The sequence below is a fragment of the Lactonifactor longoviformis genome, assembly GCF_042848515.1.
GTDB classification, from domain to species: Bacteria; Bacillota; Clostridia; order Lachnospirales; family Lachnospiraceae; genus Lactonifactor; species Lactonifactor longoviformis.
Window position 1 is genome coordinate 1593259 of sequence record NZ_AP031453.1, and the last position, 13410, is coordinate 1606668.

13 protein-coding genes and 1 pseudogene are annotated in these 13410 nt (G+C 37.0%); 12 read left to right on the forward strand and 2 right to left on the reverse strand.

Going from position 1 to position 13410, the window contains the following annotated elements; all coding sequences use genetic code 11:
* Positions 1 to 112: 112 nt before the first annotated feature.
* The 5 genes and pseudogenes from ACGHCT_RS07410 (at position 113) to ACGHCT_RS07430 (ending at position 1944) form a co-directional block, all read left to right on the forward strand.
* Positions 113 to 463: an EamA family transporter gene (locus ACGHCT_RS07410; RefSeq protein WP_072853705.1), complete on the forward strand. Its 351-nt coding sequence runs from the start codon at positions 113 to 115 to the stop codon at positions 461 to 463.
* Entirely contained in the window at positions 456 to 797 is a 342-nt protein-coding gene (locus ACGHCT_RS07415) for an EamA family transporter (RefSeq protein ID WP_084068036.1), read from the forward strand. The genes ACGHCT_RS07410 and ACGHCT_RS07415 overlap by 8 nt, the downstream gene beginning before the upstream one ends.
* Before the next feature lie 24 nt (positions 798 to 821).
* Positions 822 to 1199: pseudogene (locus tag ACGHCT_RS07420) on the forward strand (reverse transcriptase domain-containing protein); the annotation flags it as partial.
* A 12-nt stretch (positions 1200 to 1211) separates the two neighbouring features.
* Positions 1212 to 1694 carry a group II intron maturase-specific domain-containing protein gene (locus tag ACGHCT_RS07425; protein WP_390440143.1) on the forward strand — a complete coding sequence of 161 codons (483 nt, stop codon included), beginning with the start codon at positions 1212 to 1214 and terminating at the stop codon, positions 1692 to 1694.
* A gap of 106 nt (positions 1695 to 1800) precedes the next feature.
* Complete coding sequence (locus ACGHCT_RS07430) at positions 1801 to 1944, forward strand: hypothetical protein (protein ID WP_158641016.1); 144 nt, start codon at positions 1801 to 1803, stop codon at positions 1942 to 1944.
* A gap of 93 nt (positions 1945 to 2037) precedes the next feature.
* Here ACGHCT_RS07430 and rffA read toward each other — a convergent pair whose 3' ends face one another.
* The gene (gene rffA / locus ACGHCT_RS07435) at positions 2038 to 3165 is read right to left on the reverse strand and encodes a dTDP-4-amino-4,6-dideoxygalactose transaminase (RefSeq protein ID WP_390439226.1); all 1128 of its coding nucleotides are present in this window, start codon (positions 3163 to 3165) and stop codon (positions 2038 to 2040) included.
* Between the two features lie 17 nt (positions 3166 to 3182).
* Positions 3183 to 4541: a hypothetical protein gene (locus tag ACGHCT_RS07440; RefSeq protein WP_390439228.1), complete on the reverse strand. Its 1359-nt coding sequence runs from the start codon at positions 4539 to 4541 to the stop codon at positions 3183 to 3185.
* 204 nt (positions 4542 to 4745) lie between these two features.
* Between ACGHCT_RS07440 and ACGHCT_RS07445 the strand changes: the two genes are divergently transcribed.
* The 7 genes from ACGHCT_RS07445 to ACGHCT_RS07475 are packed head-to-tail and all read left to right on the forward strand — an operon-like array spanning position 4746 to position 13384.
* Positions 4746 to 7229 carry a hypothetical protein gene (locus ACGHCT_RS07445; RefSeq protein ID WP_390439229.1) on the forward strand — a complete coding sequence of 828 codons (2484 nt, stop codon included), beginning with the start codon at positions 4746 to 4748 and terminating at the stop codon, positions 7227 to 7229.
* A gap of 13 nt (positions 7230 to 7242) precedes the next feature.
* On the forward strand, positions 7243 to 7767 hold the full coding sequence (locus ACGHCT_RS07450) for a hypothetical protein (protein ID WP_390439233.1): 525 nt from the start codon (positions 7243 to 7245) through the stop codon (positions 7765 to 7767).
* A gap of 42 nt (positions 7768 to 7809) precedes the next feature.
* On the forward strand, positions 7810 to 8679 hold the full coding sequence (locus ACGHCT_RS07455) for a phosphorylcholine transferase LicD (RefSeq protein ID WP_390439235.1): 870 nt from the start codon (positions 7810 to 7812) through the stop codon (positions 8677 to 8679).
* Positions 8676 to 10088, forward strand: a complete 1413-nt coding sequence (locus ACGHCT_RS07460; RefSeq protein ID WP_390439237.1) for a lipopolysaccharide biosynthesis protein — start codon at positions 8676 to 8678, stop codon at positions 10086 to 10088. The genes ACGHCT_RS07455 and ACGHCT_RS07460 overlap by 4 nt, the downstream gene beginning before the upstream one ends.
* 9 nt (positions 10089 to 10097) lie before the next feature.
* Positions 10098 to 11492, forward strand: coding sequence for a sugar transferase (locus tag ACGHCT_RS07465; RefSeq protein WP_072853692.1), 1395 nt, complete (start codon positions 10098 to 10100; stop codon positions 11490 to 11492).
* Between the two features lie 16 nt (positions 11493 to 11508).
* Positions 11509 to 12324, forward strand: a complete 816-nt coding sequence (locus tag ACGHCT_RS07470) for a glycosyltransferase (protein ID WP_072853690.1) — start codon at positions 11509 to 11511, stop codon at positions 12322 to 12324.
* A gap of 10 nt (positions 12325 to 12334) precedes the next feature.
* On the forward strand, positions 12335 to 13384 hold the full coding sequence (locus tag ACGHCT_RS07475; protein WP_390439240.1) for a glycosyltransferase family 2 protein: 1050 nt from the start codon (positions 12335 to 12337) through the stop codon (positions 13382 to 13384).
* Positions 13385 to 13410: the final 26 nt, after the last annotated feature.

Here is a 13410-nt window from a genome sequence, read left to right on the forward strand (position 1 = left end):
CTAAAAGATCAGAGCAAGGTTGCTGAAAGTATAAAAGAATGTTATAATCACAGGTATGCCCATGCTTTTAGGCGACATCTTTCGATACCTAAAAGTATCAATGGAGGAACATATGGAAAGAATTAAAAAATATATATTGCTGCATTTAAATATCTTGTTATTTTCTTTTACCAGTATTTTTTCAAAGCTGGCATCAATAGAATATAATAATAACGGTATCTATGGTTGGAAATTATATTTATTTTTGTTTTTAATGGTGTTAAATTGTTTTATCTATGCAATTGCGTGGCAGAAGGTAATTAAAAGATTTGATTTGTCTACTGCATATGCCAATAGAAGTGTATATCTGATCTGGTCTCAGCTCTGGGCGGTGTTCATTTTTCATGAAAGTCTTTCGGTACATAATATAGTTGGAATATGTGTAGTATTCATTGGAGTATTGGTGGTGCAGAGATATGAATAGATTATTTATGCTTTTAATGTTTGGGTGCACTTTTTTTTCGGCAATCTCTCAGGTACTGTTGAAACAGAGTGCGAACAGAACTTACAAACATCCTATATTTGAATATTTAAATTGGCGGGTAGTGGTTGCATACGGTATATTTTTTGCGGTTTTGCTTACAAATACATATGCATATACACAGGTTGAAATGAAATATGGACCTGTGATAGATGCATTTACCTATGTATTTGTTTTATTGCTGTCGGTCGGGGTGCTGAAAGAAAAGATAAACAGAGGAAAATTAGTTGGAAATCTAATAATAATTGCAGGTATTGTGATTTACACATTACCTTAGTGATAGTGAACGGGATTCTTTGATAAAGTAAATCACGATAAGTTAATTCAAATTCTTAGAGAGCAAGTGAATGACAGCACCACATTAAACCTGATTAGGAAATATCTGAAAGCAGGAGTAATGGAGAAAGGGCTGGAAGAAGCAACAAGGACTGGCGTGCCACAGGGAGGACCGCTTTCAGTTATACTTTCTAATGTGTATCTTGATAAATTAGACAAGGAACTGGAGCAAAGAGGACTTCGATTTACAAGGTACGCAGATGATACAATGATATTCACAAAAAGTGAAATGGCAGCCAACAGAGTAATGAAATCCATCACAGACTGGATAGAGAGAAAACTGTTCCTAAAAGTAAATGCCACAAAAACCAAAGTAGTCAGACCTACAAGAAGTAAATATCTCGGATTCACATTTCTGAAAAATGGTGGCGAATGGAAAGTAAAACCTACCGCGGAAAAGAAAAAGAAGTTAAAACAGAAATTAAGTGAATGCCTCAAAAGAAATAAAGCTGTTGCACGACCGCTTGCAGAAACAATAAAGCGAGTGAATGAAATAGCCAGAGGCTGGATTAATTACTTTAGAATAGGAATGATGAAACAGTTTATGGAAGAGTTTGGGGCATGGCTTAGGCACAAGATAAGAGTGATTGTGATAAAACAATGGAAAACGCCCAAGACAATATATAGAAACCTAAGCTATCTCAATCAAAAGAATAAGAATGGATTTGACCACGAAGCTATTTATAAAGTAGCAAATACAAGGCTTGGTTGGTACAGACAAAGCGGAATGAATGTAGTGAATTTCATTATAAGTCCGGATATGCTTGAAAATAAAATAAAGGACGGAGCTGGTTTGCTCAATCCTTTAAATTATTATCTAAGAAATGTTGGAATATAAGTTGTAGAGCCGTATACGAGACCCGTATGTACGGTTCAATGAGAGGGAGATAACTTTTGCGGTTATTTCTCTACTCTATTGGCTAATCGGGATTTAGGAGTGTAACTTGGACATCGGCTCAGGGGCATTCAAGACGGCAGGTGTGGGTGGCAGAGGGACGGTGAAAGGAATCCTGCGGCAGCGGGCTGTCTGGTTCGGACAGGAGGAAGGACTGGGTTCCGGGGACACCTCCGTCGCGAAGAGAGTCTAAGACAAAACCGGAATCCCCGCAGGAGCACCGTCCGTCAGCGACGCTCTGCTCGCCGACTCTATACCTCTGAAATCAAGGCATATAAACTATCATTTATCTAAAATAATTTAAAATAGTCTCTACTATATATTCTATCGTGTCCGGTGTCAATCCATAATACATAGGAAGACGCATCAACCGTTCACTTTCTTTTGTCGTATAGTTATCTGTCCCATGGAATCGGCCAAATCTCTTGCCAGCCGGAGAAGAATGCAGCGGTACATAGTGAAACACGCTTAAGATACCTTTTTCCCGGAGGTATGAAATTAGTTGACTTCTGGAGTCTAAATCAGGGAGTTTTATATAATACATATGTGCATTATGCTCTGCGTTTTCTGGAATATATGGCAATTCTATATAACCTTTCTGCATAAGTGGGCGAAGTCCTTCATGGTAGAAATTAAAGGATGCCATACGATCCTTTTGTATAATATCCACTGCCTCCAGTTGTGCCCATAGGTATGCGGCATTCATATCGCTTGGCAGATAAGAAGAACCGTAGTCCATCCAGGTATATTTATCAATCTGTCCCCTAAAAAATTTACTTCGATTGGTTCCCTTTTCTCTTAAAATTTCTGCTTTTTCCTGATAAGAGTTATCTTGAAAAACAATAGCTCCGCCTTCTCCCATACTCAGATTTTTGGTCTCATGAAAACTATAACATCCAAAATCGCCTATTGTCCCAAGAGGGACCCCTTTATAGGCGGAGCCAAATCCCTGGGCTGCATCTTCAATTACTTTGAGCTTATAGTGAGAGGCAATACTCATAATAGTGTCCATCTCGCAAGAAACCCCAGCATAATGGACAGGAACAATAGCCTTTGTTTTAGGAGTTATTGCATCCTCTATTAAAGTTTCGTCTATGTTTAAAGTGTCTGGGCGGATATCAACAAATACTATTTTGGCTCCTCTTTGAACAAAGGCATCTGCGGTAGATACAAAAGTATAAGAAGGCATTATAACTTCGTCCCCTTCTTTGACATCTGCCAACACTGCCGCCATTTCCAAGGCATGTGTACATGAGGTTGTCAAAAACGCTTGATTCACATGAAAATTTTTTTTGATCCAATTGCTGCATTTACCAGTGAATGGCCCGTCGCCGCAGAGCTTTTTATTTTTTATAGCCATCTTTATATATTCTATTTCAGTTCCCACATAAGGTGGGATGTTAAAATCGATCATAATGTTCCTCCTTAAACTTATTGAAACATAGTTAAAAATACATTTGTATACGTACGTATTACAGTTATAAATAAAATAATTGCATAGACATTAGTGATAATCCAAACTCGTTCTGCTTTGACAAAATAGTCCAATATTTTTTTTAAGCCTACCATGGTAAAATACATCAGGGGAATTATCATTGGCATGACATATCGCCCCTGAGCCTGATAATCAGATGCATAGGCATAGTATATTGTTAACAGCACGGGTATTACCATAGCTATAGCTAGAATAATATTGAGTACATTTCTTTTTATCCACTGCTTATTTTTATAAGGCTGAAATAATTGTACAAAACTTATTAATACGCCTATTCCTCCGGCAGCTATTAAATAGATATATCGATCATAAGTTCGTACGCCAAGATAACGCTCCATATATCCGAAACAACCGATAAAACTAAATTTGGTTGTTTCAATCCAACCACCTTTATTGAACAGCATGCCGATAATTGAATATCCGCCAGACTTATATGTAACCCTATTAGAAGGCTTAAATGCGTCAGCGGCATATAATTCTGAATATTTTCTGCTGGTAGACATGCCCAAAATATCTCCATCATAAATAATATAACTTCTCACAAACCACCATCCAGCTAAAAGAAGTGCAATTCCGGCAATCAAAAGCCCCCTTTTTAGCATAAAGGAGTAATTGAACTTTTTTTCACCCATACATAATGTGGAAATGAGAAAAAGGAAAACACTGCACAAAATATATCCATAAGCATTATAATAGGAAAGGGAACATAGTGCAAGTCCAACGGCTAAGCCGATACAGCTCTTTTTATTCCAATTTGTTTCCAGACCCAGGAGCCACATATAGATAATAATAGCTGAGGAGGTTACGGCCATTGCATCAGTATTTACATAAGAAGATAAATATGCCATCTGTGGAAGCAGTGTAATAAGAACAATAAATAATCCCCTGTAAGCAATAGGGAGCAGCTTTTTTGAGATTTTTATTACGAAGTAAGCAGTTATCACTCCCCAGAAGACACTCACTGTACGTGCAGCCATTAGTAACGCGAAAGGTGCGGTAGTAAAAAAACTAGTTATCTTCATAAATAGTGCCGAGAAGATATAGGATAGTATTGGATTAAAAGCATAGGAAATCCCCCAATTTTCATCCCGTATCTCGGGATCGCCACCGTGAGGAAGTGCACCGTGCTCGTATATGTACTGTGGTATGTCATATCGCATCTTTTCATCTGGTGCAGAGTTAAAAGGCTGATGATAGGCCCACATAAAGTAAAAAACAAAAAGAAATGCCAAGAAAGCAATTTCTAATAACCTGCATATTCTTTTTTTCTGCTTATCATTAAAATTTTGTAACATAAACTTCTCCTTTAAAAAAATGTCTTTTAGTAGTATAACACTTCTGGCTTTAAAAAGTATTAAGAAAAATTAAATTTCTCTCAAAAATAAAGACATTGATTGTAATTGGTTGTATGCTAGGTTATAATGTGTAATAATTATGAAATAAAGTTGAAAAGAAATGGTTAAATATGGATTATGAAAATAAGGGTGTTAGGTGATAAAGTGATTAGTAGAAAAAGCAGAATGATAAGTATTATATTAGGCTTGGTTGTTATCTTGACTGGATATTCTCAAGAGATCCATGCAGAGGAAACGTCTGATATTGGCAATTCCAAAATACATTTTATAGCAATTCCTGCATGGAATGATGCAATATTATTAGAAAGCAACGGGCGATTTGGCATGATAGATTCCGGGGAGGATACTTCTTATCCTGATGGCTCGGATCCCCGTTATCCTGTACGGCACGGGACAGTAATAGATAGTCATGGGTATGAGGAACAAGTAGTTGACTATATGCACTCTGTGGGAGTGACAGAGGACAATTTTGAATTCTATTTAGGGACACACCCTCACAGCGCTCATATTGGCTCGGCTTCTTATATTATAAAAGAATTTAAGCCAGATCGTGTATATATGATGGAGTATAAAGATGAGTATATCTCTAGTCCAAGCAATCTGTGGGACAATCTGTATGTTTATGACCGGCTGATCGAAGCAGCGAAAGAAGCTGGATCTGTTTTGATCCAGAATTTTGATGAAAATGCCCCGATCACGCCTGCTCAAGAGGCAGAGTCTAGTACTATGGGGGATGAAGATCAGAACTTACAAAACGAGGTATCTTATCAATACATGTCTCCGGAGGAGATTCATGAAGAATTTGGTGTAGATCCTTTATCAGATTCAGATCCACAGGCACCTGATACAATTGAGGACAGAGGGGTACCTGTGTCTAAGAGTTCAGATCCGAATCAGACGACATTGGAAAAGGATCCCAAAACAACAGGAAATCCCAATTTTACACTAGGTGATATGCAGCTAGAGATTGTAAATTATTCCGATGATTATAAAATCACACCGAAACCTGATGCAAACTATTTCTCTTTGGGAGTGAAGGTTAGCGTAAATGCTCATACCGCATTTTTAGGCGGCGACATCGGAAATTATGATGGGGATGAATTGAAATTGATTCCCTATATTGGTGAGGTTGATATTTTAAAATTGGGGCATCATGGCTACATTAGTTCTAATACACCGGAATATTTATATGCGCTAAATCCAGACTATTTAGTACAGACAGGATACTATTCAACATTGACGGTTTCAGCTGAGAGGATGGAGTCAATCCTTTATCTTGCAGAAAACAATGGAACCAGGCTATATAGTGTAGCCAACATGGCAAACAGTTATGATGCTGTAATATTTGACTTGAGTGGTCAAGAAATAACAACTAATGTTTCAGAGGATGAGGTCTACTTCTGGGAGTGTAACAGCAGCCCCTACTATACTTGCTATAGGGATGGTTACCAATTTCCGTACCAAGGTTTTGTATCCTTGAATGGCAATGAGTACTATTTTGATAATTCACCTAATGTAGTGGTTTCAGCTTGGGTTAGGGATACTGATAGTGGCTTTTGGTATTTAATGGATGCTCAAGGGCATAAAAGGACTGGGTGGATAATTGAAAAGAATAATAAGTATTATTTAGATAAAGATGGAATAATGCAGACAGGCTGGACGTTCATTGACAATAATTGGTATTATTTTAATACAAGTGGAGAAATGCAGACAGGCTGGGTAGCCGGAAATTACTTTGACACTGATGGAACATGGGTTCCTAATCCTGTACAAGAGAAGTGGGTAGAGGAACCAGGCGGCTGGAAGTATCAGTTGATAAACGGTAAATACGTTACAAATAGTTGGAGAAAGATAAATAATAAAACTTATTATTTTAATGAATCAGGATATATGGCCAGTGGATGGAAGTATATTGATAATAGCTGGTATTATTTTGGTTCTTATTATGACGGAGAGATGAAGATAGGTTGGATTGATGTAAATGGCATATGGTATTATATGAACAACGATGGGAAAATGGCAACTGGTTGGAAAAAGCTTTTCAATAAATGGTATTATCTAAGAGCAAATGGTTCCATGAGTACCAAATGGGAATTTATCAAAGGGAAATGGTACTATTTTAAGGAAGATGGATCAATGATAACTGGATGGTTCCAGGAGAATAATATATGGTATTATTTGCGGAACAATGGCGACATGGCAACGGGATGGGAGCGTATAAACGGAGAATGGTATTTCTTCCGAAATAGTGGTGTTATGGCAACGGGATGGATTTATGAGAATGATAGATGGTATTATCTGAAGAATAGTGGCGCTATGAATGTAGGATGGATGCAGACAGGCGATGGCTGGTATTATCTATGGAACAGCGGTGCTATGGCAACGGGATGGAGCAGTATAAACGGAGAATGGTATTTCTTTCAGGATAGCGGCTTAATGAAAACTGGATGGCTCAATAAAAATGGGCAATGGTACTATCTGAAAAATTACGGCGCTATGGCAATCGGCTGGCTGCAAATTAACAAGGACTGGTATTACTTTAGGCAGCAGGGAGATATGGCTACAGGCTGGGTCGGTAATTATTATCTGGACAGCAGCGGCAAATGGATCCCGGGTATGCGGCGTTAGAAAGGAGTAATTGGTGAATAGTAAGGCGAAGAAAAGGCTTCTATATCTTATATTGACTATAGTTTTGTTGTCTGGCAGTACAGAAAACGTATCAGCGGAAAAGCTAAAAACTTGGGTAGAAACTACAGATGGATGGATGTTAAAGCAGAAGAATGGAGAATTTGTAAAAGATAACTGGGGGGATATATATGGGAGATGGTACCATTTTGATTCCGATGGAATTATGCAGTTGGGGTGGTTCCAGGACAAAGATGGTAAGGTGTATTTATTAACAGAGGCCGGAATGGGAGTGAACTGGACATACTATGAAGATAATTGGTATTTTATGGATGAAAAGGGATTGATAAAAACAGGCTGGATATATGATGATAATGATTGGTTCTATTTGGATAAAACCGGAAAGATGGTCAATGGGTGGGTATACTACAAGAAAAATTGGTACTATCTTAAAAAGTATGGAAATATGGCTTGTGATGAAACTATTTTTCTTTTGGGGAAAGAATATTTATTTGATGAAGATGGTGCATGGATTAGATAATATTGTTTTTTAAAACATAATGTATTATAATAGCAAAAGATTATGAAAGGCTGTGGAATAAATATGCAGGAGATATATGAAGTATCAGAGATACAGCAAATAGCACTGGATATACTGCTGTATGTCGATGCTGTTTGTGAGAGGAATCATCTGTACTATTTTATGTCGGATGGCACACTTCTGGGCGCAGTAAGGCATAAAGGTTTTATCCCGTGGGACGATGATATTGATATCTGGATGCCCAGAGATGATTACAATAAGATAGTTGATATTATAAATAATGACCAGCATTCTCCCTATCAGGTAATCAATAGAAAGAATAAAGACAATTATATCTACTCATTTGCAAAAGTTGTAGATACTAGGACTTGTCTACTGGAAACCGATTTGGACGTGCAATGTATGATGGGGATATATATTGATATATTTCCTTACGACGGATTGCCCGGCAAAGGGCCTGGGGATAAAAAATATCAGCGCCATCTGAGAAAGTGTCTATTTTTAGACAGACAAAGAGCTCCTTCTTTCCGAAAGTTTTCTACGTTTCATAGGAGATTTGCAGAAGGAAAACCAAGAAGATATATTACTTTTTTCGTTAGAAAGATGGTTGGAAGTAAAAATATTCTGAGACTGCAGGATTATTACAGCAGCAAATATGCGGTAGATGGTGCGTTATATGTTGGGTGCCTGGAAGGAACCTATCGCGAAGAGGTGATGATGCCTGCATGGGTAGTCTCAAAAAGGGTTAAATTAGAATTTGAGGGGCATATGTTACAGGCCCCTGTAGGTTATGATGAATTCCTTAGAAGGGAATATGGGGATTACATGACGCTGCCTCCCATGGCTGAACGGACATCTCACCATAATTTTAAAGCTTGGTGGCGTAATAAAATTGAAGGTCTAAACGAATGAAAGAGCTAATTAGATTTCTAAAAGCATCTGGTATTTACTTTATTGGTACTGTTTTAATAAAATTGGTTTCATTTTTAATGCTGCCAATATATACAAAATATATCTCCCCGGAAGACATGGGAACTTATGATCTTGCCTCTGCGTATATTACGTTTCTCTGCTCTGTACTCTATCTGGATATTTGGGCAGGGATTATGCGTTTTATGTTTGAACATGATACGAGAGAAAAGAAAAAGAAGCCTATAAATAGTGGGTTTGCTATTTTCTTGTTATCAACTGCTGTGTACACGGCTATTATAATTGGTGTAGGGTGTGTCGCTCATATTCCATATTTGTTTTACATTTATTTATTTGGCTTATTAATGAACACACAAATTTTATTTGGATACTTAGCAAGAGGCTTTGGTAAGAATGTACTCTATGCATCCTCAGGTCTTATCGGCACCTTAGTCACAACAGTTAGCAATATTATACTGATTGTTGTGTTTAAAATGAATTATAGTGCCATGTTTATATCAGGATGTATTGGCTATATGGTGAATATTGCTATCGTAGGCTATGGCATACGTGCTCATGAATTAATATCAGTTAAGAAGTTTGACTATGGCATATTTAAGCAAATGTTCAGATTTTCTATTCCTTTATGTATGAACTCAGTAGCTTATTGGTTTTTAACAAGTTATAATCGAGTTGCTATTTCAAATATTTTGGGAAAGGAAGCTAACGGGCTTTACGCTGTGGCGACAAGATTTGGATCGGTTATTAATCTCTTTACATCGTGTTTTAATATGGCGTGGCAGGAAATTTCCTATTCCAAGGAGGCGACTTCGGATAGCGATAACAGTAATTTTTATTCTGTTGCAATTAACTCTTTTATACAGTTTTTAGGGATGGGATTGATTTTGCTGGTTCCGGTTGTGTTTTTTGTTTTCCCTATCATGATCGATGACTCCTACAATGAAGCAAAAAATATGGTGCCCATATATTTATTGGCTACCATAGCCTCATCTACTAGTTCGTTTTTGGGCAATATATTTAGTGCCATCAAAAAGAATGATATATTATTTTTTACAACTGTAGTTGGAAGCATTGTTAATGTAATATGTGTGCACTTGTTGCTGCCTGTTTTAGGTGTTCAGGGAGCAAGTATAGCCTTATTTTTAGGATTTTTAATAAATGTAATTATTCGTATTCGGATCTTATCAAAAGAGATTCGCGTCAAAATGGACATGAGGTTTATAGGTATGTTTACCATTTTGACCGCAGGTGTTACTTTTGTTTATATAAAACTATCGTATATAGGAAATCTGGCAGCGTTTGCAGTTGGTGTTTTTGCCACAATTTATGTTTTTAGAGATGTTATTGGGAAAGTGTATCTGCAGATTAAAGTAAAACTAAGGAAAAAGTAGGAAGTTAGAATGAAAAGGACAGACTTTGAACAATACAAAAGAATATTAAGAACCGCAGCTATTGCAATCATTATTCTACTGGAGGCGTTGATTTTTAAATATGTGTGGAGCCATTACTATAGTAAAGGTTTATGGATTGAACCCTTTTATGCGAAAGGCAATACATATATTGTTTTAGTATATGTAATCTTTTTATTAATGTTCATGTATGTGTATGGGGGGCTGAAAGTAGGGATATTAAAAAAGACTAATTTAGTGTATTCCCAGGCCCTTTCTGGACTTTGTGCAAATGTGGTGATGTATTTCCAGATTGTTCTTCTTTCCAGAGCACTGGTTACCTTTGTGCCCATTTTGGTCATGACTTTAATTGAGATATTGGTAATTGCGGTATTTGCGCCTGTTTTTGAGTTTGTCTATGCCAGAATTTTCCCTCCAAGACAGCTGCTGCTGATTTACGATACTTATGCAGCTGATGATCTATTTATGAAAATGAATACCAGAAGAGATAAATATAGGATAGCTAAAAAGATTAATATAAAAGTCGGAAATGAGAAGATTTTTGAAGAGATTTTAAAATATGATGGTGTGGTAGTCTACGATGTCCATGCTGCCCTGAGAAATAAAATTTTGAAGTTTTGTTATGCTAATTCTAAAAGAATTTATATGACACCTAAAATTTCAGATATTATAATCCGCAGTTCAGAGACTCTCCATATTTTTGATACGCCTTTATTATTAGCCAGAAATTATGGTCTTACTTTTGAGCAGCGTTTGGCCAAAAGATTTGTGGATATTGCAGTGTCGGCTGTTATGCTCCTAATCACATCACCTATTATGCTTGTGGCTGCCATAGCAATTAAAGGTTATGACAGAGGACCTGCATTATTTAAACAAAATAGACTTACCATTGACGGTAAGGTTTTTTCTATTTATAAATTTAGAAGTATGATAGTCAACGCTGAAAAGGATGGGGTTGCTCGTTTGGCTAGTGAAAATGACAGCAGAATCACACCCATTGGTAAGCTGATAAGAAAAACAAGAGTAGATGAACTGCCTCAGCTGATCAATGTTTTAAAAGGTGAAATGAGTTTGGTTGGGCCTCGTCCTGAACGTCCGGAAATAGCGGAGGAATATGAAAAAATAATTCCTGAGTTCAGTTATCGGCTAAAGGTAAAAGCAGGTCTCACTGGCTATGCCCAGTTATATGGAAAATATAATACCACTGCCTATGATAAATTGAAATTAGATTTGATGTATATTCAGAGCTACTCCATTATATTAGACTTTAAGCTACTGATTATGACATTCAAAATTTTATTTATGAAAGAAAGTACAGAAGGGGTAGAGGCGGATCAGATTACAGCTATTAAAAAAGAAGGGGATAAAACCGATTTCACGGAATAGGGGAGATGAAAAGTTTATGATTGAGAATTACTCTGTTCTAATGTCTGTATATAAAAAAGAAAAACCGGAGTTTTTGAAGGAAAGTATAGATAGCATATTAAATCAGACTCGTAAAACCGATGATTTTTGTTTGGTGTGCGATGGGCCTTTAACGGAAGGATTGTATAAGATCGTTGATGATTATACAACTAGGTATCCCGATATTTTTCATGTTATTTACCTGGAGAAGAATCTTGGGCTTGGAAAAGCATTGAATATTGGAATTGGTGAGTGCCGCAATAGTGTCATAGCTCGGATGGATTCAGATGATATCGCCTTTGCGGAACGGTGTGAAAGGCAGTTGAACCTAATCCAGAAGGGCTATGATGTGATCAGCGGCACAGTAATCGAATTTGAGGGGGATACTGCAAATCAGATAAGTCAGCGGAAACTTCCTGAAAACGATGCGCAGATTAGAAAATTTGCCAAAAAAAGGAACCCATTTAACCATCCGTGTGTGATGTATAAAAAAGAGGCAGTAGAAGCAGCCGGAGGGTATCTTCACTGCTTATGGTTTGAGGATTATTATCTTTGGGTGAGGATGATTATGAATGGTGCAAAGTGTTATAACATACAATCCCCAATATTATATATGCGTGCCGGTGAGGATTTGTATCAACGGAGAGGCGGTACTGATTATTTGAAAGCGATGGTAAGTTTTAAGTGGAAATTAAGAGAAATGGGGTTTTATTCTTGGATAGATTTCCTTTATTCAATGGGGGGCCATTTTATTGTTTGCATTATGCCCAATTCATTGCGAAGTAAAGTTTATAAACGATTTCTAAGAAAGTAAGGGATATTACATGATAAGTATTATTGTACCTGCCTACAATGCAGAGAAAACGGTGAAAAAGGCGGTAGAAAGTGCTATTCACCAGACGTATAAAGAGCTTGAGATTATTATTGTTGATGATGGAAGCAAAGATAATACGCGCAAAATTTTAGAACAGATGGCAGGCAGCGATACTCGAATCAAGCTGATTAAAAAAGATCAGAATGAGGGACTTAGTGCAGCCAGAAATTCTGGGATGTCTTGTGCTTCTGGTGAGTATCTGACCTTTCTCGATGCAGATGATTGGATTGATGTTGAACACATCGAGAAGTTATTAGAAGCCGATAAAGAAAGACATAGTGATTTAATTATCGGTGGCTATACACATGAGACGATGAATGAAACACGCACAGAGGCAATTGTAAAAAGAGAAGTAAAGGTTGACGCTAAATATATTGACCGGCGCAAAGAAATTTTAAAAAGTGCGGTCTATTTTGACAGTAAGAAGGTATTTGCCTATACATGTATTAAGTTATATAAAACTAATATAATTAATGATAACAATCTGCAGTTCGAGAAGTGTCCTTTGATCGAGGACTTTTTATTTAATGTTAAATACTGGAACTATATTAAAAGTTTGTCCAGCAGCGACAATACCGGTTATCATTATGTGAAAGCAACTTCAGAGGCATTAACCCAAAGGTTTTTGCCGAACTATTTTGAATTAATTAATGTCCGTTTGGATGCGATGCGTTCCCTCTTGCAGCAGAATAATTTATACGTGGGGAATGTGCGGACTATGGTGGCAAATGTGCATATAAAACATTGTATAGCAGCTATGGTGAGAAATAATGCTGAGGCAGCAGGATTTTCTATAAAAGAAATTTATAGGGAGAATAAACGTATCCTCAAGCATGAAAATTCAGTAGAAGCTGCCAAATATGCAAAAGGGTCCACAATTCAAGAGCGGGTGTGTAACTTGATTTTTAAAACAAAGTGCGCCAGCTTGAATTCATTTTTTGCTTATATTGTATGTAAGATGCAAAATAGTAAAGGAGCTGTTTTTGATAAGTTGAAATAATAAGAGATGTCTGGAGAACGAAGCAA

What these genes read in the sequence shown, in the direction of transcription:
- ACGHCT_RS07410 (WP_072853705.1), top strand. Translation starts at nt 113, where the DNA reads ATGGAAAGAATTAAAAAATATATATTGCTGCATTTAAATATCTTGTTA.
- ACGHCT_RS07415 (WP_084068036.1), top strand. Translation starts at nt 456, where the DNA reads ATGAATAGATTATTTATGCTTTTAATGTTTGGGTGCACTTTTTTTTCG.
- rffA (WP_390439226.1), bottom strand. Translation starts at nt 3,165, where the DNA reads ATGATCGATTTTAACATCCCACCTTATGTGGGAACTGAAATAGAATAT.
- ACGHCT_RS07440 (WP_390439228.1), bottom strand. Translation starts at nt 4,541, where the DNA reads ATGTTACAAAATTTTAATGATAAGCAGAAAAAAAGAATATGCAGGTTA.
- ACGHCT_RS07455 (WP_390439235.1), top strand. Translation starts at nt 7,810, where the DNA reads ATGAAAGGCTGTGGAATAAATATGCAGGAGATATATGAAGTATCAGAG.
- ACGHCT_RS07460 (WP_390439237.1), top strand. Translation starts at nt 8,676, where the DNA reads ATGAAAGAGCTAATTAGATTTCTAAAAGCATCTGGTATTTACTTTATT.
- ACGHCT_RS07465 (WP_072853692.1), top strand. Translation starts at nt 10,098, where the DNA reads ATGAAAAGGACAGACTTTGAACAATACAAAAGAATATTAAGAACCGCA.
- ACGHCT_RS07470 (WP_072853690.1), top strand. Translation starts at nt 11,509, where the DNA reads ATGATTGAGAATTACTCTGTTCTAATGTCTGTATATAAAAAAGAAAAA.
- ACGHCT_RS07475 (WP_390439240.1), top strand. Translation starts at nt 12,335, where the DNA reads ATGATAAGTATTATTGTACCTGCCTACAATGCAGAGAAAACGGTGAAA.